This window comes from Mesorhizobium sp. P2_D5 (assembly GCF_056404355.1).
On sequence record NZ_JBFUEE010000002.1, the window covers coordinates 566,250 to 591,113 of the forward strand.

Below are 24,864 nucleotides of genomic sequence, written 5' to 3' on the forward strand. Positions count from 1 at the left end.
CGCGAGGGGGTTGCGCTGCCCCTCATCGCCCTGCCGGGCACTTCTCCCCGTATAGTGACGGGGAGAAGGACGCCGCCGCCGAAGATTTCGCCAATCATCGACGTTGCAGAAAGGGCGCCGAGGTTGCGGCCAGCCTCCCTCTCCCCGTCGCTATACGGGGAGAGGATGCCGGCAGGCAGGTGAGGGGCGGCGCTGACCTGAACAGAAGAATTCATTTCGCGGCCTGCCTAGCCCCGGCACCCGCCGCCGGCTCAACCGAAGAAATCTCGTGCGTCAGCGTGTTGCGGGCGATCTTCAGCCAGGTCCGGCAGCCGCCGCCATGGTACCAGTGTTCGCTGGTCTCGCCGGCGACATTGTCGCGCAGATAGACATAGTCGAAGACTTCGTCTTCCGAAGCGCCGGCCGCCGGCCGCACCGGTTTGGCGTCGCCAAGATAGGTGAATTCGCCGAGTTCGCGTTCGCCGCAGAAGGGACAGACAATGCGCATGGTTCCGTCCGTCCTCAGTGCAGGTTCGGTTGGGCGCCCTGGCCCTTTTCGTCGATCATCGCGCCAGTCCGGAAGCGGTCGAGGCGGAACCGCACGGCTTCCTCGTGCGATTGATCGCGGGCCAGCAGGTGGGCAAAGACAAAGCCTGATCCCGGCGTCGCCTTGAAGCCGCCATAGCACCAGCCGGCGTTGAGGTAGAGCCCGTCGACTGGCGTCTTGTCGATGATCGGCGACCCGTCCATCGACATGTCCATGATGCCGCCCCACTGGCGCAGCAGGCGCACGCGGCCGATCATCGGCATCAGCGCCATGCCGCCCTCGCAGACATCCTCCATCACAGGCATGTTGCCGCGCTGGGCGTAGGAATTGTAGCCGTCGATGTCGCCGCCGAAGACCAGCCCGCCCTTGTCCGACTGGCTGACGTAGAAATGGCCGGCACCGAAGGTCATGACACCGGGGATCAGCGGCTTGATCGCTTCGGAGACGAAGGCCTGCAGCACATGGCTTTCGATCGGCAGGCGCAGGCCCGCCATCGCCGCGACGCGCGAGGAACTGCCGGCGACCGCCATGCCGACCTTGCCGGCGCCGATCTTGCCGCGCGAGGTCTCGACGCCGGTCACCTTGCCGTTGGCGTCGCGGGTAAAGCCGGTCACCTCGCAGTTCTGGATGATGTCGACGCCGAGCGCGCTCGCCGCATGGGCATAGCCCCAGACCACGGCATCGTGGCGCGCCGTGCCGCCACGCCGCTGCAAGAGCCCGCCTTGCACGGGAAAGCGCGCATTGTCGAAGTTCAGGAACGGGATCATCTTCTTGACCGCGGCGAGGTCGAGCAGTTCGGCATCGATGCCATTGATGCGCATGGTGTTGCCGCGCCGCGCATAGGCGTCGCGCTGTGCGTCGGAATGGTAGAGGTTGATGACGCCGCGCTGGCTGACCATCGTGTTGTAGTTGAGGTCCTGCTCCATTCGCTCCCACAGCTTCATCGACAATTCGTAGAAGCCGGTGTTGCCGGGCAGGCCGTAATTGGAGCGGATGATGGTGGTGTTGCGGCCGGCATTGCCGGAGCCGATCCAGCCTTTTTCCAGCACGGCGACATTCTTGATGCCGTACTCGCTGGCGAGGAACCATGCGGTGGCCAGGCCATGGCCGCCGCCGCCGATGATCACCACGTCGTAGCGATCCTTCGGCGTGGCGTCGCGCCAGGTGCGCTGCCAGTTCTTGTGGCCGGACAGGGCGGCGCGGGCGAGCGAGAAGATCGAGTATTTCATCAGTTCATTCCGAGGTCGCTCGCATTCGCTGGGAGTTAGATATCCAGCGTGTGGTCGCGCTCCCATTGCGTGAAGTGCGAAGCATAGGAATTCCATTCCTGGTGCTTCAGCTTTAGGTAGGCCGACGAGAATTCCTCACCCAGCGCCGCCTTCAGCGATTTGTCCTTGTCGAACTCGCGCAGCGCGTCGAGCAGGTTGAGCGGCAGCTTCGGCGCGCCCTTAACCGTATGGCCGTGCTGGTACATGTCGATGTCGTAGCGCTTGCCCGGGTCGGCCTTCGAGCGGATGCCGTCGAGGCCGGCGGCGATGATGACCGCCTGCAGCAGATAGGGGTTGGCCGCGCCGTCGGGCAGGCGCAGTTCGAAACGGCCGGGGCCGGGCACTCGCACCATGTGGGTACGGTTGTTGCCGGTCCAGGTCACCGTGTTCGGCGCCCAGGTCGCACCCGAAATGGTGCGCGGTGCGTTGATGCGCTTGTAGGAATTGACCGTCGGGTTGGTGATCGCGGCAAGCGCGGATGCATGCTTCATGATGCCGCCGAGGAAATTCTTGCCCTTGGCCGACAGGCCGAGTTCCATCGCATTGTCGGCAAAGACGTTGGTCTTGCCGGCCTTGTCCCACACCGAGATATGCGCATGGCAGCCATTGCCGGTCAGGCCCTGGAAGGGCTTCGGCATGAATGTCGCGCGCAGGCCATGCTTTTCCGCGATCGACTTGACCATGAATTTGAAGAAGGAATGCTTGTCTGCGGTGGCCAGCGCATCGTCGAAGGCCCAGTTCATCTCGAACTGGCCGTTGGCATCCTCGTGGTCGTTCTGGTAGGCGCCCCAGCCAAGCGCCAGCATGTGGTCGCAGATCTCGGCGATGACATCGTAGCGGCGCATCACCGCCTGCTGGTCGTAGCAGGGCTTCGACGCCGTGTCGTATTCGTCGGAAATCGTCTTGCCGTCCGGCGAGATCAGGAAGAACTCGGCCTCGACGCCGGTCTTGACGTGCATGCCGTCGCTGGCCGCCTCGGCGATCAGTCGCTTCAGCGTGTTGCGCGGCGCCTGGTCGACCTCCTTGTCGTCCATGATGCAGTTGGCGGCGACCCACGCGACTTCCGGCTTCCACGGCAGCTGGATCACCGAATTCGGGTCCGGCACCGCCAGCATATCGGGATGGGCCGGGGTCAGATCGAGCCATGTGGCGAACCCGGCAAAGCCGGCGCCGTCCTTCTGCATGTCGGCGATGGCCTGCGCCGGCACCAGCTTGGCACGCTGGCCACCGAACAGGTCGGTGTAGGAAATCATGAAATATTTGACGTTTTTCGCCCTTGCGAATTCTGCAAGATCAGCTGTCACGGAAGTTCCCCATTTTTTTGTCGATTGGTGGCCCCAGAGCGTGTGGGCTTCGGCCCTTCGTTGATCAGAAGCCGTTCTTCCCCGGTATCCAGTTGGTGCCGGCCAGCGGCACGCCGGCCATGGCGGCGGCCTCGATCGTCAGCGCGACGAGGTCCTCGGGTTCGAGATTGTGCAGGCTGTTCTTGCCGCACGCGCGGGCGATAGTCTGAGCTTCCAGTGTCATCACCTTGAGGTAGTTCGCCAGCCGGCGCCCGGCGGCGACCGGGTCGACGCGCTTCATCAGTTCCGGGTCCTGCGTGGTGATGCCGGCCGGGTCGCGGCCCTCGTGCCAGTCGTCATAGGCGCCCGCCGTGGTGCCGAGCTCGTTATACTCGGCCTCCCAGCGTGGGTCGTTGTCGCCGAGCGCGACAAGGGCAGCCGTGCCGATCGAGACCGCATCGACGCCCAGCGCCAATGCCTTGGCGACATCGGCGCCGTTGCGGATGCCGCCGGAGACGATCAGCTGCACCTTGCGGTGCATGCCGAGATCCTGCAGTGCCTGCACCGCCGGCCTGATGCAGGCAAGCGTCGGCTGGCCGACGTTTTCGATGAACACTTCCTGCGTGGCCGCCGTACCGCCCTGCATGCCGTCGACGACGACGACATCGGCGCCGGCTTTCACGGCAAGCGCCGTATCGTAATAGGGCCGGGCGCCGCCCACCTTGACGTAGATCGGCTTTTCCCAGTCGGTGATTTCGCGCAGTTCGAGGATCTTGATCTCGAGATCGTCGGGCCCGGTCCAGTCGGGGTGGCGCGAGGCAGAGCGCTGGTCGATGCCTTTCGGCAGCGTGCGCATTTCGGCGACGCGGTCGGAAATCTTCTGGCCAAGCAGCATGCCGCCGCCGCCGGGCTTGGCGCCCTGGCCGACGACGACTTCGATGGCATCGGCACGGCGCAGATCGCGCAGGTTCATGCCGTAGCGCGACGGCAGGTATTGGTAGACCAGCGTCTTAGAATGGCCGCGCTCTTCCTCGGTCATGCCGCCATCGCCTGTGGTGGTCGAGGTGCCCGACAGCGTTGCGCCGCGTCCGAGTGCTTCCTTGGCCGGGCCGGACAGCGAGCCGAAGCTCATGCCGGCGACGGTGATCGGGATCTTGAGTTCGATCGGCTTCTTGGCATGGCGTGAACCGAGCACGACGCTGGTGTCGCAGCGCTCGCGATAGCCTTCCAGTGGATAGCGCGAAATCGAAGCACCGAGGAACAGCAGGTCGTCGAAATGCGGCAGCTTGCGCTTGGCGCCGGCGCCACGGATATCGTAGATCCCCGTCGCCGCGGCGCGGCGGATTTCAGAAAGCGTGTAGTCGTCGAAGGTCGCAGATTTGCGCGGCGTCGTCGGCGGGTTCCTGTAGGTCATGCTGCCTCAATACGCGTCGGCGTTGTCGATATTGAAATTGTAGAGCGTGCGCGCCGAGCCGTAGCGCTTGAAGTCCGACGGCTTGACGCCGGTGACGCCGGCACGGTCGAGCAGGCCTTGCAGCAACTCCAGGTGTTCGGCCCGCATCTCCTTGGCGATGCAATCGGCACCGAGGCTGTCGACCTTTCCGCGCACGAACAGTCGCGCCTCGTAGATGGAATCGCCCAGCGCATCGCCGGCATCGCCCAGCACCACCAGATTGCCGGACTGCGCCATGAAGGCCGACATGTGGCCGATATTGCCGTGCACGACGATGTCGATGCCCTTCATCGAAATGCCGCAACGCGACGACGCATTGCCTTCGATGACCAGCAGGCCACCTTTGCCGGTGGCGCCGGCATACTGGCTGGCATCGCCCTTGACGGTGATCGAACCCGACATCATGTTCTCGCCGACGCCGGGCCCGGCCGAGCCATGCACGGTGATGGCGCTGCCGGAATTCATGCCGCCGCAATAATAGCCGACGCTGCCGCGCACATCGATGGTAACAGGCTGGTCGACGCCGACGGCGACCGAATGGTTGCCTTTCGGGTTGAGCACTTCCCACGCCGTCTCGTTCGAGCCGGGCGCCAGATTATGCAGGGCCTGGTTGAGCTCGCGCAACGACATCTGGTCGAGGTCGAAGACCCGGGAAGCGTGGTCGTGCGCCGCCGTCTTTGAAAGTTTGGTTGCCGGCATGAACTCAATGCTCCCAGAAATAGACGGTTGCGGGCTCGGGTTCCCAGACCCTCGCATTGTCTATGCCGGGCAGTTTGGTCAGCGCGCGATACTCCGAGCCGAAGGCGACATACTGGTCGGTCTCGGCCATCACGGCGGGCTTGCAGGCGATCGGATCGCGCACCACGCCAAAGCCGTTCTTGGTACCGACGACAAAGGTAAAGAAGCCGTCGAGGTCGGAGAGCGTGCCCTCCAGCGCTTCGCCGAGATTCTTGCCATGCGCCATCTGCGAGGAGAGATAGGCGGCCGCGACCTCGGTGTCGTTTTCGGTCTCGAAGGTCATGCCTTCGCGGATCAGTTCGCGGCGGACATTGTTGTGGTTGGACAGCGAACCATTGTGCACCAGGCACTGGTCGGCCCCGGTCGAGAACGGATGCGCGCCCATCGTCGTCACCGCCGATTCCGTCGCCATGCGGGTATGGCCGATGCCATGCGTGCCGGTCATGCTGCGGACATCGAAGCGGTCGACCACCGCCTCCGGCAGGCCGACCTCCTTGTAGATTTCGACCACGTCGCCGGCGCCCATGATGCGGATGTCTGGGCGCAGCGCCTGGATCGCCTCGCGCGCCTCGTCGATCTTGGCAGGCGTGGTCCTGACGACCGCATGGGTCGATTTGACAGTGATCGTCACCGGCGTGCCGATGGCCTTGGCGAGTTCGGCATCGAGGCCGCGGAAATCGCGTTCCGGCTTGGCCGACTGGATGGTGATCTTGGCCTCATTCCTGGAAGGCGCGCCATAGATGGCGATGCCGGCGCTGTCCGGACCGCGATCGCTGAGCGAGATCAGCATCTGCGACAGCATCGAGCCAAGCTGGGGTTCCAGCGACTTGTCCTTCAAAAACAGTCCGACAATTCCACACATGTCAGCCTCCCGGTGTTTGCAGCTCTGAGATGATGTACCGAATGAGTCTCCTGAATTCAATCGTATGAAAAAAATATTCCTCCAGTTACGTATGTTTCTCAATGCCGCTCTGCCCACCATCATTGTCTCGCCGGAGCTTGTGAACCCATTTGGCGGTGCGGATGCGGGCTATCCTGTAGGCGTCGAGGATCGACAACGCATAAATCAGGAAACCGCCGGCATGACGGCCGACGAAGCTGGCGTCCGGCGGCGCGATCTTGGCGGTGACCCATGCCAGGATCACCATGAAGAAAAGAAATTGCAGGCCGCGCACCGGCACGCCCAGAATGACATGTCCGCTCGCCGGCAGCACGATTGCCGCGCCCAGCACCAGATACGGGTTGGGAGGGGCGGGGGTAGTGACGGAACTGGTCATGCGGCCTGCCGATCGCTTTTGTTGATGGCGTCGCGAAGTGCCGACACCGACACCAGCAGTCTTTCGATCAGCTTTGGATCGAGTGTCGCATCCCCAAATTCGGCTTGCCGGAACACGCCGTAGCGTGCCCGCTCCGCCTCGGCCAGCAGCCAGACGATGCGTATGCCCTTGGGCGTGATCAGCAGTTCCTTGGCGCGCCCTTCGGAGAAAATCTCGACATGGCTGGCGATGATACCTTGAGGAAAACGCGCGCCCCTGCGGTCGGTGCGCAGCACTGCCTCGGCTGGAAATCCCGGAGCCTTCGGCAGCGTATGGTCGAGATGATCGAAATTGGAGAAGGTCGTCGGCGAGCCCGGCCGCATCATCATGTCGAAGGTGCCGGGCACCGACACGGGCTCGGTGATCGAGACGCTCAGCCAACGTGCCGGAAGTTTTCGTGTTGCCAGCGTGTCGACGATTGTGCGCACCTGGACGCGTCGGCCCTTCCAGGAACCTTCCCATGTGATGACACCAGCGGTGCCGTCCGAAACATCGGCAGCGTCGGCAATGACGGTACGAACGCTGGCATGGTCGATGGCGAGCGCCGCTGATGCCCTGTTGCGGCTGGCGCGCGCCAGCCAGGCAAGATGAAGGACGAGGGCCAGGACAATTGCCCCCGCAAAGAGTGCTGACGTCACCTCGGACATTTTGTCATGCCAGGCCCGTCCAGGTTACGGACGGGCCTACTCCCATCAATAACCCTGCGGCTTCGGCCACGGCATGGTGAACTGATCGCCGCGCCGCACGAACTTGTAGCGGTAGAAATGGAACCATAGCGAGATCAGGAAATAGAAGGCGACCATGGCGATCAGCTGTGAGCCGAAGCCGAGGAAGATGGCGAAGAAGGTCACCACGCACAGGCAGAATAGCACAATCGCCGGCAGAGGATGGAACGGATGCGTATAGCCGCGGCGGATCGAGCCGAGCGGCCATTTCTTCCTGAACATGACGATGTTGATGCTCATGAACGTGTATTGCAGCACGCCCGACAGGATCGAGAAGGTGATCGCCTGGTTGAGGTCGGCGATGAAGGCGAAGGCCAGCGCGATCGGCAGCAGGAACAGGATCGAGCGATAGGGCGTGCGGTATTTCGGATGCACGGCCGAGAACCATGTCGGCAGGTAGCGGTCGCGGCCGAGCGAGAACCAGGCGCGCGCCGCATCGTTGATGCAGCCATTGGCGGAGGCCAGCGCGGCAAGCAGCGTCGCGATGAACAACAGGTTCTCAAGCAACGGGCTGCCGGTCAGCTTGCCGGCGTCCCACAGCGGGTAATAGGTGATGCCCAGATATTCCCACGGCATCATCGAGGCGCAGACATACCAGGTCATGGCGGCGGCGATCAAAAGCGTGATCATGCCGGCCATCGTGCCGTAGGGCAGCGAGCGGGCAGGCGAGCGCACTTCCTCGGCCGCCTGCGTCGTGCCCTCGATGCCGAGATAGTACCAGATGCCGAACTGGAAGGCGGCGATGACGCCGATCCAGCCATAGGGCAGGGCGTTGTCGGGTGTGACCAGTTCGTTGAGCTTCAGCACGGCGCCCTGCGTCCACGGGCTGACCGAGAAAAACAGGATGACGATCGAGATGTAGGCGATTGCGGTGATGACGAAGTTGACGTTGAGCGTCATCAGCACGCCGCGATAGTTCAGCCATGCCAGCACCACGATGGTGGCGGCGATGAAGGAATTGTGGGTGAGCCCTTCGACCCCCGCCTTGGCGACGATGGTGTCGCCGAGCAGGATGGCGTCGGACACTTCGAGCATGGTGTAGGCAAAGACCAGGAACAGGGCGACATTGAAGGCCATCAGCGGCCCGACAATGTGCTTTGCCTGCGCATACTGGCCGCCGGCGGCGGCGACGGTCGATGTCACCTCGGAATCGATCATCGCGACCGAGGTGTAGAGCAGTCCGACGAGCCAGCAGACGATCAGCGCGGCGAGTGCGCCGCCCTTGTCGGCGGCGAAATTCCAGCCGGTGAATTCGCCGACCAGCACGATGCCGACTCCGAGCGCCCAGACATGGGCCGGGCCGAGCACGCGCAGCAGTGAGACCCTGTCCCCGTGGATTACCGGTTCAAGTGTGATCGTCATTGTTCAATCCCCACTCAAATCCGGTGTTTTTCGGAAACGGCTTCCAATTCGCCTTCGCGCGACGAGGTCAGCACCTCTTCTGAGAAGGTCGTGTCGACCTTGAACCAGTCGTAGAGCATCCACAGGGCAAGCACGATCGAGATGCCCCAGCATGCGTAGGAGAGTGCCATCCACATGATCGTCCCCCGATTGTTCGTGGAAAGTTTTTACTTGTCGTCGAACTTTTCGTTGATGACTTCGCGATATTCGCGGTCGGAGGCGCGGAACAGGAAGACGAAATAACCGATAAGCACCGCGGCCATGATGATCAGCGTTGGCCAGTCGATGACATAGTGGAAGCGGTTCCGGATGATGTCGTGCGCGGTCTCGGGCGTGTAGCCGAGCTTTTCCCAGATCGAGGCCATGGTCGCGTTCTGGCCGAGCGCCTCCCAGGTCTTGGTATCAAGTGCGTCGATCGATTTCGCCGCACCCGCCAGCCCGAGTTTCAGCGGCAGCCACAGGGCGACGAAGATGGCGACGACAACGACGACGATATCGAAAATCTGTCCGGCCTTGCTCTGCTCCGGCGGTTTGTAGCGCGACATATCTTCTACCCCTTCAGGACTTGCGGTTGCGGAACGCGTCGGCGTTCTTGATGTCGAGCCCGTAGATGAAGTCCTTGTCTTCCTTGTAGTGCTTGACCATCGCCAGGATGGCGGCCGTGTTGAAGATCAGCACGGCGGCCGCCGCGATCGCGACGACGACCTTGATGCCGCTATCGGGGATGTATGGCCACGTCATGAGGAGGACGAAGAGGATCGTCGCCCACAGGCAGACGATCAGGAGCACGGATCCGCGCACGTCGGAACGATACAGCGCTTCAATGCGCTGCTGCATGTCTGACATCGGTTTTCCCCTTTTTCCGACGCACGGTTCCGAATCCACCGCGCGTCGCCCTCTTTCAAGAGAGTGAAATTTTTTTCATAAATTCCGTCCGATTTCCGCAATTGTCAAGCCGATTTTACGTTGGGTTAACCGTTTGCTTCGTGCGACGGATTTTGCCTGACAATGAAATTAATTGCTTATGGGTATTGCGGCGCCCGAATGTTTGCGGTCAATATTCGGCCAAAGCCCCCGCCACTGTGCAGGGGGCAGGGAACAGCAAACGATTTTTCGAAACGGAGGACGAGCGGATGACGGCATCCTGGAGATTTTCGACCCTGGCGGATCGCCATCGCGCCCTTGGTTCGAAGCTCGAAGACTGGAGCGGCATGGGGACTGCCTGGACCTACGACAAGGACGCCGACGAAGAGTACGTCGCCATCCGCACCAAGGCCGGGCTGATGGATGTTTCGGGCCTCAAGAAGGTCCACATCACCGGGCCACACGCCTCGCACCTGATCGATTTGGCCACCACGCGTGACGTCGAGAAGATCTATCCCGGCAAGTCGGCCTATGCCTGCATGCTGAACGAGGCGGGAAAGTTCACCGACGACTGCATCCTCTACCGCACCGGACCGAATTCCTGGATGGTCGTGCATGGCTCCGGCACCGGCCATGAGGAGTTGCAGCGCGCTTCCGTCGGGCGCGACGTCTCCTTGCGATTCGATGACAATCTGCATGACCTGTCGCTGCAGGGACCGACCGCAGTCGATTATCTGGCCAAGCATGTGCCTGCTATTCGCGATCTCAACTATTTCCATCACATGCAAACGCAGCTGTTCGGCTTTCCGGTGATGATTTCACGCACCGGCTACACCGGCGAGCGCGGCTACGAGATCTTCTGCCGTGGCCAGGATGCCGGCACGATCTGGGACAGGATTCTCGACGAGGGCAAGAGCGCCGGCATCATTCCGTGCCGCTTCACCACGCTCGACATGCTGCGCGTCGAAAGCTACCTCTTGTTCTATCCCTACGACAATTCGCAGAAATACCCGTTCGACAACGAAGGTCCCGGCGACACGCTGTGGGAGCTCGGCCTCGACTTCACCGTCAGCCCCGGCAAGACTGGCTTCCGTGGCGCCGAGGAGCATTACCGCCTCAAGGGCAAGGAACGCTTCAAGATTTATGGCGTTCTGCTCGACGGCAAGGAGCCGGCCGACGAGGGCGCGCCGGTCTATCGCGACGGCAAGAAGGTCGGCGTGGTGACCTGCGCGATGTATTCGCCGCTGGTCAAGAAGTCGATGGGCATCGCCCGGCTCGACGTCGACTGCGCGGTCAAGGACACCAAGCTCGAGATCCGCAACAAAAGCGGGTCGATCAAGGCGACGGCGCAGCCGCTCCCCTTCGACGATCCCAAGAAGACCAAGCGCACGGCCAAAGGTTGAGGCATAATCAACAGCGAGGGGTTCGAGGCACGAAGACTTAAATGGCAGCCAAAAGCATCATCAGCCGGCCCGTTTACGGAACGCTGTCTCCACAGCCCGGCAAGCACCATCTTTTCATTGCAGATGCGGAGGGCGCGCTGGCGATAGCGGAGATGGCCGAGCGGACCCCGCCAGGGTTTTTCGACGGCGCCGAAATCGTCTTCATCCCTGGCCCTGACGGCAAGCATGCCGCAGCGCTCGAAGCGCTGAAGCCGGCGCAGTTTCATGAGGCGCCGTCCTTTGCCAGCCTGCTGCCGCGGCTCAGGCAGACGCTGGCCAATGCGCATATGGGCCTGCGCCTCTATCTCTCCGGCACCGAAGGCCTGATCGGCCAGGCGATGCAGGTGGCCTTAGAAGCCGGCATCGATCACACCTCGATCCAGACCGAGCACCGCGGCTCGCTGGCACGGCGCATGCAGTGCGTGCATTGCAAGGGCATCACCGAGAACGTGACGACGCAGCCGGCGACCTGCGCGCATTGCGGCCTGCTGCTCCTGGTGCGCGACCATTATTCCAGGCGCATCGCGGCGTTCCAGGGTGTCTGCATCAACGCCGAGGATCGCAGCGAGATTCCTCCGATGGAGGAGATTTTTCGATGAGCACTGGAACGACAAAACTCGATGTCGTGGTCAGCGATGTGGTGCCGGTCAATGAGCTGGTCACCCGCTTCCATTTCCGCCGCCGCGACGGCCAGCTCTTGCCGACCTTTTCCGGCGGCGCCCATGTCGTGGTCGAGATGCGCGACGGCGATCGCACCCGGCTCAATCCCTATTCGCTGATGGGCTCGCCGCTCGACACGCGCGAATACACGATCAGCGTGCGCCGCGACGATGTCGGCCGCGGCGGCTCGCTGTTCATGCACAGGAATGTGCGGCCTGGCCATGAAATGGTGGTCAGCTATCCGGTCAATTTGTTTTCGCTCGACCTCCGCGCCAAAAAGCACCTGATGCTGGCCGGCGGCATCGGCATCACGCCGTTCATGGCGCAGACCGCGCAGTTGGCGGCGGAAGGCGGCAATTTCGAACTGCACTACACCTGCCGCACCGCTTCGCTCGGCACCTATGCCGATCTGCTATGCGAGCGCTACGACCGACGGGTCAGGCTCTATCATGACGACCTTGACGAGCGCATCGAGCTCGACCGGCTGTTGTCGTCGCAACCGCTCGGCACGCATCTCTATGTCTGCGGCCCGGCCGGCATGATCAACTGGGTGCGTGAGCGTGCCGCCACCCTGGGCTGGCCGTCGGAGACCGTTCATTTCGAGCATTTCGCGGCACCCCAGCCCGGGCTGCCGTTCGACGTGACGCTTGCCGTAACTGGCAAGACGATCAGGGTCGATGAACAGCAGAGCCTGCTCGAAGCGATCGAGGCAGCCGGCGTCGATCCGCCCTATCTCTGTCGTGGCGGCGTCTGCGGCCAGTGCGAAACCAATGTCATCTCGTATGACGGCAAGTTCATCCACAACGACCACTGGCTGAGCGAGGAAGACCACCGCTCGGGCTGCAAGATCATGCCGTGCGTGTCGCGCTTCGAGGGCCGGTCGCTGGTGTTGGAAAGATAGGAGGCGAGCTTGGGAATCACTTTTCGCAAGGAAACTTTCCGCGACGATTTCACCTTCAAGAACAGCCCGGAGCACATCCGGCGCTTCCCGTTTCCGTTCCACGAAGACGCCTACATGTATGCGGTCAACATCGAGCCGCATGTCGTGGGACCCAAGGGCAGCGTGCTGGAAAACCTGATCGACGTCGACGAGCACTATGTCGCCGAGATGCAGGACCGTGCGGTGGTGCTGGCCGAGGATCCGCTGCGCTGCCAGTCGCTGCCGCACATGACGCTGGCCGGCTGGGACCTGCTGGAACTCCTGATGGAGCAGCAGGCGCTGGCCTATCCCGAGCATTTCACGCTGACCCGCGACGGCGATCGCTGGCGCTGGATCAACCGGCCGCTCGGCATCGACGACACCTTCACTTTCGGCGACACCTCGACGCTCCCATACGGGCCGATGGAGTACATCACCCGGCAGAGCCAGGGCGATTTCTGCATCCTTGACCAGCGCGACGGCAATCTGTGGATGGATGCCGGCATGGTCACCACCCAGGCCGACTGGTCGCTCGATTTCGACATCGGCATGAACTTCTTCGAGTGGCACGCGCCGGTGCCGCTGGCGCATGAGAAGGGGATTTTCACCCGGGCGCTGAAATTCCTCACCAACATCCAGCAAGGCAAGCCGGCACGGCGTCTGAACTGGACGATGACCATCAATCCGCGCCTCGATACCAGCCCGGAGAACTATCACAAATGGGGTCCGGACCGCACCACGGTGACGCCGGAGAATGTCGGCGACAAGGTGCACCTGCGCGTCGAGTTGCAGAGTTTCTGGCGGCTGCCGCGCTCGAACGGCATCGTCTTTCCGATTCGCTGCTATCTGATCAAGATGGACGAACTGGTGACGCAGCCGAAATGGGCACGCCGCCTGCACCGCGTCATCCGAGACCTTCCGGACGAACTCGCCAACTACAAGGGCCTGACGCGCTATCGCCCGACGCTGGTCGAGTGGCTGTCGAAGCTCGACGACGGCAGCCCGACATCGCCGGGCTTCGGGCCGGACTAACCCGCGCTGTTCTGAGGATAGCAGATGATCGAGAGGTAGCGCATCGGCAGCTGCGTCAGCTGTTCGGGCCCGTGCGGCGCGTCCGCGTCGAAGAACAGGCTGTCGCCGGGCTTCATCGGATAGAGGTTGCTGCCGTGCCGGTAGACGACCTCGCCTTCGAGCATATAGAGAAACTCCATGCCCTCATGCTGGAAGGTCGGGAACACGTCCGAATCCTCGGTCAGCGTGATCAAATAGGGTTCGACGACGACGCCGCTGGTGTTGGAGCCGATATGGCCGAGCAGATTGTACTGGTGACCGGCGCGCGTGCCGCGACGTTCGACGTCGAGCCCTTCGCCGGCCTTGACGAAGACGGCGCTGCGCTCCTCCTCGAAGCGGCGGAAGAAGGCGGTGACCGGAACGCCGAGCGCCCGCGACAGCGCCTGCAAGGTGGTCAGCGACGGCGAGGTGATGCCGTTCTCGATCTTCGACAGCATGCCCAGCGAAATGTCGGTGGCGACCGCCAGATCGGCGACGGTGATGCCGAGCTTCTTGCGGAACGCCCGCACCTCGCGGCCGATCGCGACCTCCAGCACTTTTTCGCGGGTGTCGCGAATGGCGTGCGGGTTCTGCGTCAGCGGTGCCCGGATGGTCTTGCCGTCCGACGAAACCTTGGGCAGCGGCTTGGCCTTTGCGCCGTCAGGGCCGGCACCAAGCTTGGGATCGGAAATCTTGTTCGCCATGTCGCCCTCGGACTCTGCGGATTTATTTCACTCTAGGTGAACATGTCAGGTGCCGATACATGAGCGCAACCGCGACGGCAAGTCGCCTGAAGGCGCATGCACCAGATCCGGTGTTTGGTCGCGCGAGGTTTTGCGCGAAATCCTCACAGCCGAAACGCTGTTTCGACACAGGAACTGTTGACAGCACGAACGGGCCAATTACTGTCCTGTGAGTGAAATTTGTTTCGTAAGAGCAATTCCAGGAAAAGTGTGAAACGGTTTTCCGTCCGGGATTGCGTCAAACAAAAAGTCGAAATCAGATCGGGAGGCCTGCAATGAAAAGTCGCGTTGCCGTTATCGGAGCCGGGCCGTCCGGTCTGGCACAGCTCAGGGCCTTCAAGTCGGCCGCCGACAAGGGCGCCGACATTCCCGAGATCGTCTGCTTCGAGAAGCAGTCCGACTGGGGCGGCCTGTGGAACTACACCTGGCGCACTGGCCTCGACGAGCATGGCGATCCCGTGCACGGCTCGATGTACCGCTACCTCTGGTCGAACGGACCGAAGGAATGCCTGGAATTCGCCGACTACACCTTCGAGGAGCATTTCGGCCGGCCGATCGGCTCCTATCCGCCGCGCGCCGTGCTGTGGGATTACATCAAGGGCCGCGTCGAGAAATCCGGCGTGCGCAAATGGGTGCGCTTCAACAGCCCGGTGCGCATGGTGACCTTCTCCGAGACGACGAAGAAATTCACCGTCACCGCGCATGACCGCACCAACGACATCACCTATTCGGAAGAGTTCGACAATGTCGTCGTCGCATCCGGGCATTTCTCGGTGCCCAACGTGCCCTATTTCGAGGGGTTTTCGACCTTCAACGGCCGCATCCTGCACAGCCATGATTTCCGCGACGCCATGGAATTCAAGGGCAAGGACATCCTGATCATCGGCCGCTCCTATTCGGCCGAGGACATTGGTTCGCAGTGCTACAAATACGGCGCCAAATCGATCACCTCCAGCTATCGTTCGAAGCCGATGGGTTTCAAATGGCCGGAGAACTGGAAAGAGGTGCCGCTGCTGCAAAAGGTCGTCGGCAAGACCGCCCATTTCAAGGACGGCAGCACCAAGGATGTCGATGCCATCATCCTGTGCACCGGCTATCTCCACTCCTTCCCTTTCCTCACCGAGGATCTGAAGCTCAAGACCGCCAACCGCATGTGGCCGGACGGGCTCTATGAGGGCGTCGTCTGGGAGAAGAACCCGAAGCTGTCCTTCATCGGCATGCAGGATCAGTTCTACACCTTCAACATGTTCGACGCGCAGGCCTGGTTCGCCCGCGACGTCATTATGGGCCGTATCAAATTGCCGTCGGCCGAGGCGATGGCCGCGCATGGCGCAAAATGGCGGGCGCGCGAGGAAACGCTGGAGGACGCCGAACAGATGATCTGGTTCCAGGGCGACTACACCAAGGAATTGATGGACCAGACCGATTATCCCGGCTTCGACGTCGAGGCGGTCAACAAGACCTTCATGGAGTGGGAGCACCACAAGGGCGAAGACATCATGAGCTTCCGCGACCACGCCTATCGCTCGCTGATGACCGGCACCATGGCGCCGCTGCACCATACGCCCTGGCTGCAGGCGCTGGACGATTCGATGGAGAGCTATCTCGAGGTGAAAGGCGTCGCGGCGGAGTAGCGAGGCGCGCCGGCTTCAATCCAGCGGATAGTCGGGCGGAGCGTCGGTCTCCGTCACCTTGACCGACAGCACGTCGCTGGTGTTGGCAAAGTCGGGGCCATCGCCGCGCACTGCCAGCGTGTCGGCCATCAGCAGGAATGTCATGGCGGCGAGGGCAGGTCCGCTAGGCTCTTCGGGCCATGCGAAGATGCCGTCGGCGTTGGCGCCGAATTTCACATCGTGGCAGACAAATTCGATCTCGATCTTCCAGGATCTCAGCGGCCGTGTGTCGCCAAGTGGCGGATGCGGCGGGTCGGGAAGCTCGAAATGATTGGCGACAAGGATTTTGGCCGGCACCAACGGCACGATGCCCTGGCGATTGAAGGCGGCGATGGCGTCGTCACAGAACCGGTCGAGCAGGCCTTGCCCCGACAGCCTGTACGGCTCGCGGAAAAAGCCTCCGGCCCAGACCGACTCGTCATTGTCGTTGGAGATCAACAGGGAGGCACGGAAGCGGCGCAGCCTTGGCGCCAGCGCCTGCCAGTCGCATTCGGCAGGCGTCGCCGGCGTTGCGATGAACTCGTCGAGAAGATCGCTGCCGCGCACCGGATTGCCCAACACCGAGCAGTCTTCGCCGTAGAGATGCCAGAGCTGGCGCAACTCAGCGGCCGTGATGCCGGGCTTGCGCAGTTCCTCCACCGAGGCGCGAACCCGCGCGACGGCATAGGCCGTAGCCGCCTCCAGCGTGCCGAAGCCCGGGACGAGATGTTCGCCGTCCGGCTCGCCGGTTCTGGCCATGTCGAAAACAAGGACGGTAAAGGGCGGATCGCCTGGCTCAGACATTCAGCACCAAATTGGACTAACCCAGCCTTGCCCGTGCCTTCGCCGTCCAGGCGTTGAACAGTCTGTCGGCGACGATGCCGATGAAGGCGATGGCAAGGCCGGCGACGATGCCGCGGCCGGAATCCGCCTTGGACAGCGCGATGAACACTTCCTGGCCGAGGTCGCGCGTGCCGACCATGGCGCAGATGATGATCATCGCCAGCGCCATCAGGATCGTCTGGTTCACGCCCAGCATGATTTCGGGCAGCGCCAGCGGAAGCTGCACGCGAAAGAAGGTCTGGCGCGGCGTGCAGCCCGACACTTTTGCCGCCTCGATCAGCGCCGGTGGCACCTGCCTGATGCCGTGATTGGTGTAGCGGATGGCTGGCACCACGGCGAAGGCGACCGTGGCGATCATAGCGGTGACGTCGCCGACCCGGAACAGCATCACCACCGGGATGATGAAGCAGAAGGACGGCAGCACCTGCAGCGTGTCGATGATCGGCGTGACGATCTTCTCGAAACGGTCGCTGCGTGAGGCCATCAGGCCAATGGGGATGCCGATCAGGCATGCGATAAAGGCCGAGATGCCGCAGAGATAGACCGTCGCCATGGTCTTTTCCCACAGCCCGGTGACGGCGCAGAAAGCGGTGAGTGCGGCAACCAGGGCCGCGAGCCGCAGGCCGGAGAGCTGATAGCCGGCAAGGCCGAGCAGGCACACCGCGCCCAGCCACGGAAAGCCTTCGCAGAAGGCGCGCAGCGGGTTCAGCACGTTGAGGATCAGCGCCACGCGAAACGCCTCGATCGTGTCGAAGAAGTTGATGGTGATCCAGTTCACCGCTGCCTTCCACAGCGGCGCGGTGGTGAAGGTGATCGCCTTCGGCACCGCCGCGAAGGCCGGCACGAACAGGCCGAGCAGCGTGGTGACGACAAGGATGGCGATCGCCAGCGTCAAATTGGGATAGCGCCGCCAAAAACTGGGGCTCACTTCCCGATGAACATGGCCCATTGCCTGCTTGTGCGCGATCGCCTGGCTCAGCCGGTCGAGCGCGATCGCCAGCGCGACGATGGCGAGACCGGCTTCCATCGCCTCGCCGACCTTCAGCGCGCGTAGCGCCAAGAGCACGTCGTAGCCGAGCCCGCCGGCGCCGATCATCGAAGCGATGATCACCATGTTCAGCGCCAGCATGATCACCTGGTTGACGCCGACCATCAGCGTCGGCCGCGCCGAGGGCAAAAGCACCCGCCACAGTTTCTGCCGCGCCGTGCAGCCGGCCATCTCGCTGAAATCGTCGATCTCGGACGGCACCCGCGACAGGCCGAGCATCGTCGCCCGTACCATAGGCGGCGTGGCGAATATGGCGGTCGCGATCATCGCCGAAACCGGGCTGTTGCCGAACAGGAGCAGCATCGGGATCAGATAGGCAAAGGTCGGGATCGTCTGCATCAGGTCAAGGGCAGGGGAGACGATGAGCCTTTCCGCCCATGGTTTGCGCCATGCCCAGATGCCGGCGAACAGGCCGGTGACGATGCAGAACGGCACGGCGATGGAGATCAGCGCCAGCGTCAGCATGGCGCTGGTCCATTGGCCGAACAGTGCGATGTAGAGGAAACACCCGCCGACCAGCATGCCGAGCTTCCGGCCACCGGCGGCATGCCCGGCAAGGAAGGTAGCGGCACAGACGCCGACCCAGGATAGGCGCGGCAAGACATAGGCGTCGGCGCCGTGACCGATCTTGAAATTCTTGGCCAGCAGGTTGAGCGCGAAGTCGAGCGGCACGCCGAGCACCGCGGTGATCGAGCGCGTCAGCCACGACAGGTTCGACTTGATCCAGCCCATCAAGGCGCCGACCCAGTCGGCGACCGGCACGATTGCACTGGCGGGATAATTGACGGCCCAGGGCAGGCTGTCCTGCAGCAGGAACACGACAAGCACGGCGGCAAGCGCCGAGGCCCAGACGATCAGCCAGACCTGAACCGGACGCGCCCTTGCTTCGCTGGCACCAGCCGTCACCGTCATGCGCCGGCCCTCGAACGATCGATGCCGGCCAGCAGGTCGATCACCGCTTGCGGCGTCACCTCGCCGATCGGCTTGCCGGTGCCGTTGACCACCGCGAACGGCTTGCCGGCGGATACGATCTCCGCTGAAAAGCTTGCGATCTTGGCATCTGGCGCAACGGTTCCGCCATGCTCGGTGCCGTCGCAGGCGCGCATCAGGCTGCGCGCCGAGATCACCTTGGCGCGGTCGACGTCGCGGGTGAACTCGGCGACATAGTCGGTCGCCGGGTTGACCACCAGCTCTTCCGGCGTGCCGATCTGGATGACCTCGCCGTCCTTCATGATGGCGATGCGGTCGGCCAGCCGGATCGCTTCGTCGAAATCATGGGTGATGAAGACGATGGTCTTGTGCAGCATGGTCTGCAGCCGCATCAACTCGTCCTGCATCTCGCGGCGGATCAATGGGTCGAGCGCCGAGAACGGCTCATCGAGAAACCAGATTTCCGGTTTGGTCGCGAGGCTGCGGGCGATGCCGACACGCTGCTGCTGGCCGCCGGAAAGCTCGCGCGGGTAGAAATGTTCGCGGCCACGCAATCCGACGAGCTCGATGACCTCACGCGCCCGCGCTTCGCGCGTCGGCCGGTCTTGTCCCTGGATGCTGAGCGGAAAGGCGATGTTTTCCAGCACGTTGAGATGCGGCAAGAGCGCAAAATTCTGGAACACCATGCCCATCCGGTGGCGCCGCAATTCGATAAGTGCCGCATCCGAGATTTTCAGCAGGTCGTTGCCTTCGAATTCGACCTTGCCGTGCGTCGGCTCGACCAGCCGCGACATGCAGCGCACCAGCGTCGACTTGCCGGAGCCTGAAAGGCCCATGATGATGAAGATCTCGCCCTGGCGGATTTCAAGGTCGACTGCCCGCACGGCCCCAACCAGCCCGGCGGCAGTGACGTCGGCCATGCTGGCCTTGCCATCGCGCTCGCGGATGAAATTAGCCGCGTTCGATCCGAACAATTTCCAGACATTGCGGCAGGCGAGCTTTATCGGGCGGGCATCCTTGCCCGGCTGTGTCGGTGCCTGTTCAGTCCTATCCGTCATCCAATCGTCCTTCTGGAATATCAGGAATCGAGACCCGGCCGATCAACAGCCGGGTCTCATCTCTCCAGTCGGAACAATCACTGCGCCCAGGCTTTCCAATCTGCCTCGTGGGCATCGATCCAGGCGGCCGCGACGTCTTCCGGCGTCTTGCCGCCGAGGTCGATCTCGCCGCTCATCTTGTTGAGCTCATCGGTGTCGATCGTATACGCCTTCGCCACCTTGTAGGCGACCGGCCATTTGTCCTTCATGCCGGACCAGGAGTACTTCCAGATCTCGCCATGCGGCTTGCCGCAATCATATTTGGCGTCCGGGTTCACGCCCCATTTCGGGTCATTGTAGCATTCGGGTGTGTATTCGGGGAACTGCACCCATTCGCCCTTGTACTTGGCCGGTGCCCAATGCGGCGAATAGATCCACAGCATGATCGGCGCCTTGCGCTGGTAGGCCGAGTCCAACTCGGCGAACATCGCCGCGTCGGTGCCGGCATGGATGACGGTGAAGGGCAGTTTCAGCGCCTCGACACGCTCGTCGTCAAAGCCTTCCCAGGTCACCGGGCCGCCGAGATAGCGACCCTTGGGTGCGGTCTCCGCCGTCGAAAATGCTTCGGCGCATTTCGGGTCCTTCAGCGCTTCCCAATTGGGCAGGCCCGGACACTTTTCCTTCATGTATTCGGGAAACCACCACTCTTCCTTGGCCTTGGGCCCGAGCTTGCCGAGCCGTTCGGTCTGGCCGGTCGCGTCGGAGGCTTTCATGGCTTCGCCGGCGGTCGTGTCCCAGAACTCCAGCCCGACATCGAGGTCGCCATTGGTGAGGCCGGTGGTCAGGCTGGAGAGGTAGTCCGCGGTCGGGTATTCGACGGTATAGCCGAGCTTTTCCAGTATGCCGCCGAGAATCTTGGCATTCAGGTTGACGCTGGTCCAGTCGAACAGCGCGATCTTGATCGGGTCGTTGGATTCGGGTGCTGCGGCTTGGGCGGAAGGTGTCAGCAGGCTTAGGGACGCGAGCGCGACCGCGCCCATCGACAGTTTCGAGATCTGGCTGCGAAATGACATGCTTGTTCTCCTTCAAGCTGTGAAAATTATCGTTCGTTCCCTTCTTGCGGCTTTTCTTGATTGTGTTGGAAAGGCTGGTCGTTGCGCAAGGCCGTCGGCGCCGAATTGTCGCCCTGGCTTTGGCCAAGGCAGGCAAGATGGTGCTCAATTCTGCTGATGGTCGAATAAGACTGGAGGGTCAGCGTCATGGCTGCCGACGGATCGCTGCGGGAGCGATCACCTGCGGATCAATTGCCAGTCTTGCGGCGCCCTGCAAGGTGCGAGCCATCAAGGTCCCATGATCTCGGCTGTCGGCCCGGCAAGCCCCATCTCGCCAGGACCGTTTCATAGGATGAAATTATATATACCAACGTTCATGTCGCGCAACGACTAACGCCCACGGGACGCATAATTTCAGACTACAGGCGAAGTCGAGCCCGGTCGGCAGATCTTCCATCCTACCAGCAGACGTAGCCGCCATCGACAATCAGGTCGAGGCCGGTGACGAAGCTCGACGCACGGCTGGCCAGGAACACCGTCGGCCCGACCATTTCCTCCGGCGCCGCCATGCGCCCCATCGGCGTGTCGCGCTTGAAGATCTTGACCTCTTCCGCCACCTCCGGCCGCTTGTTCATCGGCGTCAGCGTGTAGCCCGGGCTGACGACATTCACCCGCAGCCCGCGGTCGGCCCACTCCATGGCGAGGCTCTTTGACATGTGGATGACGGCGGCTTTCGAGGAGTTGTAGTGCGCTTGCGTCAGGCCCCGGTTGACGATGGTGCCCGACATCGAGGCGATGTTGATGATCGAGCCCTTGCGCCGCGCCAGCATCTTGCGGGCTTCGGCCTGGCAGGACAGGAACACGCCGGCGACGTTGACCTCGTGCACCTTCTGCCATGTCTCCAGAGACAGCGTCTCGGTCGGTTCCGAACCGGCAATGCCGGCATTGTTGACGGCGACGGTCAGCGCACCAAGTTCGCTCTCGACGCGATCGATCGCCGCCGCGAGATCGCTCTGCGATGTCACCGTGCCGGTCAGCACTAGCGCCTTGCGGCCGAGCGCCGTGATCCGGTGAGCGGTTTCGTCCAACCCGCCCTTCGAAGCATGGCCGAAACAGGCGACGTCGGCGCCTGCCTCTGCCAGTCCGATCGCGATCGCCTGGCCGATGCCGCTGCCGGCGCCGGTGACCAGCGCGACATCGCCGTCCAGCTTGAAAAGATCCATCGATAGCCCTCCCTGCCTCGGAGAGGGTACGCGCTGAGCCGTGCTCCGATCAAGCGCTCTGCATCGTTCAGAAATAGCCGTCCGACGCGGCCGTGGCTTCCTTCGGGATTTCGACCCCGTCGACGAGGATCTTGTCGACCAGTTCGTGGTGGAAGCAGACCAGCCCCTTGATCCGCTCCGACTCGTGCACCGGCTCTGGATAGTACCAGACGAGGTTCTCGTGGCGCTTGGCCTTGGTCGTCACGTGATAGTAGTTGGAGATGCCCTTGTAGGGGCAGCGTGAGATGTAGCGGCTGGGCGCAAACATATCGAGCCGCGTATCGGAGATCGGCAGATAGTGGCGCACCGGATGGCCAGTCTCGAACAGGAACACGCCACGGCGTGAATCGGCGACCTGCTCACCGTCGAGAATGACCTGCACGCGCCGTGACGACCGCAGGCAGTCGACGCGGCGGAACGGATCGCGGGCGTGGACGAAGATCTCCTCGTCCTCCTCGAACCAGTGGCCCATCTTGCTCCAGTAGAACGACATGTGGTCGGCGAGCGGCGGGCTGCCTTTCACCGGATCGGCGTAGCGCCAGGCCGCGTCCTCGACCAGCGTCACGCCGGTGTTGAGCGAGTAGTGGGTCGCCACGCCCTTGAACGGGCTCTCGGTCGTCGTCGTGCTCGGCAACAGAAATTCTTCGCGCACGTCGCTCATCGGGAAATAATAGACCGGCAGGTGGTCGGACTCGTAGAGCACCAGCGCGTTGACCGTGTCGGCGACAATCATCGACCCGACCTGCACCCGCAGCCGCTTCTGCGTCGGCATGGTGAAGGCGACATAACCCGGCTCGAAATCATATTGGGTGATGCTGTCGAGCAGCGGAAAATGCGGCCCGCGGCCGCGCAGATGACGCTTGCGAATGGTACTCTCCCGGTTCTTGGTCTTGGCGATCACGTTCATGATCAGCCTATGGATACGCGATCGAGCAGCAGCCCGGCGGCGATCGGCGGCAGTCCGCTGACATTCTTGCGCACTGGCACCAGCAGGTCGGGGAAATAGCTGAAAATGACCGGCGTCTCGTCGAGCAGCAGTTTCTGGATGTCGGAGGCGGCACTGCGCTGTGCGCCAATATCGAGCGCCTTCAGATAGCTGGTGACCATGCCGTCATAGGCCGGGCTCTTGAAATGCGCCGCATTCCAAGGGCCGTCGCTGACCAGCGGGCTTTTGAGGAAGACGTTGGGCACGCTGCGATGCGCGTAGTCGGTGATACCGAGTGGACTGTCCAGCCAGTCCGACTGGCCGAATACCGCCTTGCCGTAGTACTTGTCCTGGTCCTCGATGTTGAGCGCGATGCGGGCGCCGATTTCCTTGGCGAAGTTCTGGAACAGCTGCGCGTAGCCGGGAATGTCGGAATAACGCAGCGTCGTCAGCGTGATGTCGAAGCCGCTGGCCACGCCGGCCGCTTCGAGCAGTTGCTTGGCCTTGGCGATATCCTGGACGCGTTGCGGCACCGTCTTGTCGGTCGCCGGGAAGGCAGGCGCGAACGGGCTGTCATTGCCGGTCGCCGCCATGCCGCGGCACAGACCATCGACCAGCTTGGAGCGGTCGATGCACAATGCCAGCGCCTGGCGCACGCGCTTGTCGGTGAAGGGGCCGGTGTCGCAGCGCATGTGCAGCTGGCGATGCGCGGTCGATGCGACGCGCAGCACCGTGATGTCGGGGCTGTTCAGCACGACCTGGCTGACGTCGAGCGGAACGGCGTCGAGAATGTCGACCTCGCCGGCCTGCAGCGCGAGGATGCGCGGCTGCACGTCGCCGTAGAACTTGAATTCGAGACGGTCCGGCAGCGCCTTCTCGCCCCAATAGTCGGGGTTGCGTACGAAGGTCGCGCCGACCTTCGGCGTGTAGGTCTCCAGCCGGAACGGTCCGGTCCCTTCGAAGGTCTTTTCGTAGTCGCCCTTGTAGCTCGCCGGCAGGATGACGGCGTTGTAATTGTCGATCGACACCGAATAGGGAAAGCTGCCGTTCGGCGCGTCGAGGTGGAAGGCGACGGTATGGTCGTCGACCTTCCTCGTGCCGCCCTTCGACAGCAGGCCCTTGAACACCGACAGCGCGTTCGAGGCGCCGCTCGGATCGGCCAGACGGTCGAAGGTCGCGACGACGTCATCGGCCTTGAAGTCTTCGCCATTGTGGAATTTCACGCCTTTGCGCAGCTTGAAGGTCCACACGCTGCCATCATCGTTCGGCGCCCAGCTTTCCGCCAGCACCGGCTTCAACGTGAGGTCCGCCTGGGTGATGCAGAGAAACTCGGCGGTCTGGAAAACCAGCTGGTAGCTGCCGCTGTCATAATAGGTGACGGGATCGATGGCGCCGCCCGGCGTGGCCACGCCGGCGCGCACCGTGCCGCCCGGCTTGCCCTCGGCGCGGGCCTGTTGCGTGCCGAGGCCGGCTGCGGCGACAAAGCTGCCGAGGAACGGCAGGGAGAGGCCAAGCACACTGCCATGGCGCAGGAAATCACGCCGGCCCATCCTGCCGGCCAACAACTCGTCGACAGCGGAATTTTCGATTGCTGTGAGATTCCGGCGAGCGGCGTCGATCGTCCTGAAATGCTTTGGCATGGCTGCATTCCTCGCTTGGCTTGGGGTTTGCCATCTAGTTCATTGTTGACTGCCGCCGCAAAGCGATATTTTTTGATAGGGGCCATC

At 62.7% G+C, this 24,864-nt stretch carries 26 protein-coding genes; 5 read left to right on the top strand and 21 right to left on the bottom strand.

All coding sequences use genetic code 11. From position 1 onward, the window contains the following. Positions 1-211: 211 nt before the first annotated feature. The 12 genes from AC1DYW_RS09390 to AC1DYW_RS09445 all read right to left on the bottom strand — a co-directional run bounded on the left by AC1DYW_RS09390 (position 212) and on the right by AC1DYW_RS09445 (position 9,556). The gene (locus AC1DYW_RS09390) at positions 212-487 is read right to left on the bottom strand and encodes a sarcosine oxidase subunit delta (RefSeq protein WP_477225944.1); all 276 of its coding nucleotides are present in this window, start codon (positions 485-487) and stop codon (positions 212-214) included. A 14-nt stretch (positions 488-501) separates the two neighbouring features. Beyond that, positions 502-1,755, bottom strand: a complete 1,254-nt coding sequence (locus tag AC1DYW_RS09395) for a sarcosine oxidase subunit beta family protein (protein ID WP_477225945.1) — start codon at positions 1,753-1,755, stop codon at positions 502-504. Positions 1,756-1,790: 35 nt separating this feature from the next. Continuing rightward, positions 1,791-3,098 carry a type III glutamate--ammonia ligase gene (glnT, locus tag AC1DYW_RS09400; RefSeq protein WP_095088209.1) on the bottom strand — a complete coding sequence of 436 codons (1,308 nt, stop codon included), beginning with the start codon at positions 3,096-3,098 and terminating at the stop codon, positions 1,791-1,793. A 64-nt stretch (positions 3,099-3,162) separates the two neighbouring features. Beyond that, the gene (locus tag AC1DYW_RS09405) at positions 3,163-4,491 is read right to left on the bottom strand and encodes an FMN-binding glutamate synthase family protein (protein WP_027023053.1); all 1,329 of its coding nucleotides are present in this window, start codon (positions 4,489-4,491) and stop codon (positions 3,163-3,165) included. A 6-nt stretch (positions 4,492-4,497) separates the two neighbouring features. Continuing rightward, positions 4,498-5,229, bottom strand: a complete 732-nt coding sequence (locus AC1DYW_RS09410; protein WP_095088211.1) for a GltB/FmdC/FwdC-like GXGXG domain-containing protein — start codon at positions 5,227-5,229, stop codon at positions 4,498-4,500. Positions 5,230-5,233: 4 nt separating this feature from the next. Further along, positions 5,234-6,130, bottom strand: a complete 897-nt coding sequence (locus AC1DYW_RS09415) for a class II glutamine amidotransferase (RefSeq protein ID WP_477225946.1) — start codon at positions 6,128-6,130, stop codon at positions 5,234-5,236. An 85-nt stretch (positions 6,131-6,215) separates the two neighbouring features. Continuing rightward, positions 6,216-6,545 carry a hypothetical protein gene (locus AC1DYW_RS09420; protein WP_477225947.1) on the bottom strand — a complete coding sequence of 110 codons (330 nt, stop codon included), beginning with the start codon at positions 6,543-6,545 and terminating at the stop codon, positions 6,216-6,218. After that, on the bottom strand, positions 6,542-7,231 hold the full coding sequence (locus AC1DYW_RS09425; protein ID WP_477225948.1) for a hypothetical protein: 690 nt from the start codon (positions 7,229-7,231) through the stop codon (positions 6,542-6,544). The genes AC1DYW_RS09420 and AC1DYW_RS09425 overlap by 4 nt, the downstream gene beginning before the upstream one ends. 45 nt (positions 7,232-7,276) lie before the next feature. Then, entirely contained in the window at positions 7,277-8,671 is a 1,395-nt protein-coding gene (locus AC1DYW_RS09430; RefSeq protein ID WP_095088220.1) for an APC family permease, read from the bottom strand. Positions 8,672-8,685: 14 nt separating this feature from the next. After that, positions 8,686-8,847 (bottom strand): hypothetical protein, encoded by a 162-nt coding sequence (locus AC1DYW_RS09435; RefSeq protein ID WP_095088222.1) that lies wholly within the window; start codon positions 8,845-8,847, stop codon positions 8,686-8,688. A 30-nt stretch (positions 8,848-8,877) separates the two neighbouring features. Then, positions 8,878-9,255 (bottom strand): hypothetical protein, encoded by a 378-nt coding sequence (locus AC1DYW_RS09440; RefSeq protein ID WP_095088224.1) that lies wholly within the window; start codon positions 9,253-9,255, stop codon positions 8,878-8,880. Positions 9,256-9,268: 13 nt separating this feature from the next. Beyond that, positions 9,269-9,556, bottom strand: a complete 288-nt coding sequence (locus AC1DYW_RS09445) for a hypothetical protein (protein WP_095088227.1) — start codon at positions 9,554-9,556, stop codon at positions 9,269-9,271. Positions 9,557-9,843: 287 nt separating this feature from the next. Between AC1DYW_RS09445 and AC1DYW_RS09450 the strand changes: the two genes are divergently transcribed. The 4 genes from AC1DYW_RS09450 to AC1DYW_RS09465 are packed head-to-tail and all read left to right on the top strand — an operon-like array spanning position 9,844 to position 13,627. Continuing rightward, positions 9,844-10,977, top strand: coding sequence for an aminomethyl transferase family protein (locus AC1DYW_RS09450; RefSeq protein ID WP_457153357.1), 1,134 nt, complete (start codon positions 9,844-9,846; stop codon positions 10,975-10,977). Between the two features lie 41 nt (positions 10,978-11,018). Then, entirely contained in the window at positions 11,019-11,615 is a 597-nt protein-coding gene (locus AC1DYW_RS09455) for a dimethylamine monooxygenase subunit DmmA family protein (protein WP_477225949.1), read from the top strand. Then, the gene (locus tag AC1DYW_RS09460) at positions 11,612-12,577 is read left to right on the top strand and encodes a PDR/VanB family oxidoreductase (RefSeq protein ID WP_477225950.1); all 966 of its coding nucleotides are present in this window, start codon (positions 11,612-11,614) and stop codon (positions 12,575-12,577) included. Before AC1DYW_RS09455 ends, AC1DYW_RS09460 begins: the two co-directional genes overlap by 4 nt. Before the next feature lie 9 nt (positions 12,578-12,586). Further along, the gene (locus AC1DYW_RS09465) at positions 12,587-13,627 is read left to right on the top strand and encodes a heme-dependent oxidative N-demethylase family protein (RefSeq protein ID WP_477225951.1); all 1,041 of its coding nucleotides are present in this window, start codon (positions 12,587-12,589) and stop codon (positions 13,625-13,627) included. Here the strand turns inward: AC1DYW_RS09465 and AC1DYW_RS09470 are convergent. Then, positions 13,624-14,349 carry a helix-turn-helix domain-containing protein gene (locus AC1DYW_RS09470; protein ID WP_477225952.1) on the bottom strand — a complete coding sequence of 242 codons (726 nt, stop codon included), beginning with the start codon at positions 14,347-14,349 and terminating at the stop codon, positions 13,624-13,626. The two genes, AC1DYW_RS09465 and AC1DYW_RS09470, sit on opposite strands and share 4 nt — an antisense overlap. Positions 14,350-14,663: 314 nt before the next feature. Here AC1DYW_RS09470 and AC1DYW_RS09475 point away from each other — a divergent pair, with 314 nt between their 5' ends. Further along, positions 14,664-16,022, top strand: a complete 1,359-nt coding sequence (locus AC1DYW_RS09475) for an NAD(P)-binding domain-containing protein (RefSeq protein ID WP_477225953.1) — start codon at positions 14,664-14,666, stop codon at positions 16,020-16,022. A 15-nt stretch (positions 16,023-16,037) separates the two neighbouring features. Here AC1DYW_RS09475 and AC1DYW_RS09480 read toward each other — a convergent pair whose 3' ends face one another. From AC1DYW_RS09480 to AC1DYW_RS09515, 8 genes are all read right to left on the bottom strand, one after another. Further along, complete coding sequence (locus AC1DYW_RS09480; RefSeq protein WP_477225954.1) at positions 16,038-16,844, bottom strand: hypothetical protein; 807 nt, start codon at positions 16,842-16,844, stop codon at positions 16,038-16,040. Positions 16,845-16,860: 16 nt separating this feature from the next. Beyond that, positions 16,861-18,843, bottom strand: coding sequence for an ABC transporter permease (locus tag AC1DYW_RS09485; protein ID WP_477225955.1), 1,983 nt, complete (start codon positions 18,841-18,843; stop codon positions 16,861-16,863). Then, a complete protein-coding gene (locus tag AC1DYW_RS09490; protein ID WP_095088248.1) occupies positions 18,840-19,919 on the bottom strand; it encodes a quaternary amine ABC transporter ATP-binding protein in 1,080 nt (359 codons plus the stop codon). Before AC1DYW_RS09490 ends, AC1DYW_RS09485 begins: the two co-directional genes overlap by 4 nt. Positions 19,920-19,996: 77 nt before the next feature. Then, positions 19,997-20,971: an ABC transporter substrate-binding protein gene (locus tag AC1DYW_RS09495; protein ID WP_477225956.1), complete on the bottom strand. Its 975-nt coding sequence runs from the start codon at positions 20,969-20,971 to the stop codon at positions 19,997-19,999. 26 nt (positions 20,972-20,997) lie between these two features. Further along, the gene (locus AC1DYW_RS09500) at positions 20,998-21,159 is read right to left on the bottom strand and encodes a hypothetical protein (protein WP_477225957.1); all 162 of its coding nucleotides are present in this window, start codon (positions 21,157-21,159) and stop codon (positions 20,998-21,000) included. Positions 21,160-21,408: 249 nt separating this feature from the next. Then, positions 21,409-22,173, bottom strand: coding sequence for an SDR family oxidoreductase (locus tag AC1DYW_RS09505; protein WP_477225958.1), 765 nt, complete (start codon positions 22,171-22,173; stop codon positions 21,409-21,411). Positions 22,174-22,240: 67 nt separating this feature from the next. Then, complete coding sequence (locus tag AC1DYW_RS09510; RefSeq protein ID WP_477225959.1) at positions 22,241-23,119, bottom strand: DUF427 domain-containing protein; 879 nt, start codon at positions 23,117-23,119, stop codon at positions 22,241-22,243. A 2-nt stretch (positions 23,120-23,121) separates the two neighbouring features. After that, positions 23,122-24,777: an ABC transporter substrate-binding protein gene (locus tag AC1DYW_RS09515; protein ID WP_477225960.1), complete on the bottom strand. Its 1,656-nt coding sequence runs from the start codon at positions 24,775-24,777 to the stop codon at positions 23,122-23,124. Between the last annotated feature and the right edge of the window lie 87 nt (positions 24,778-24,864).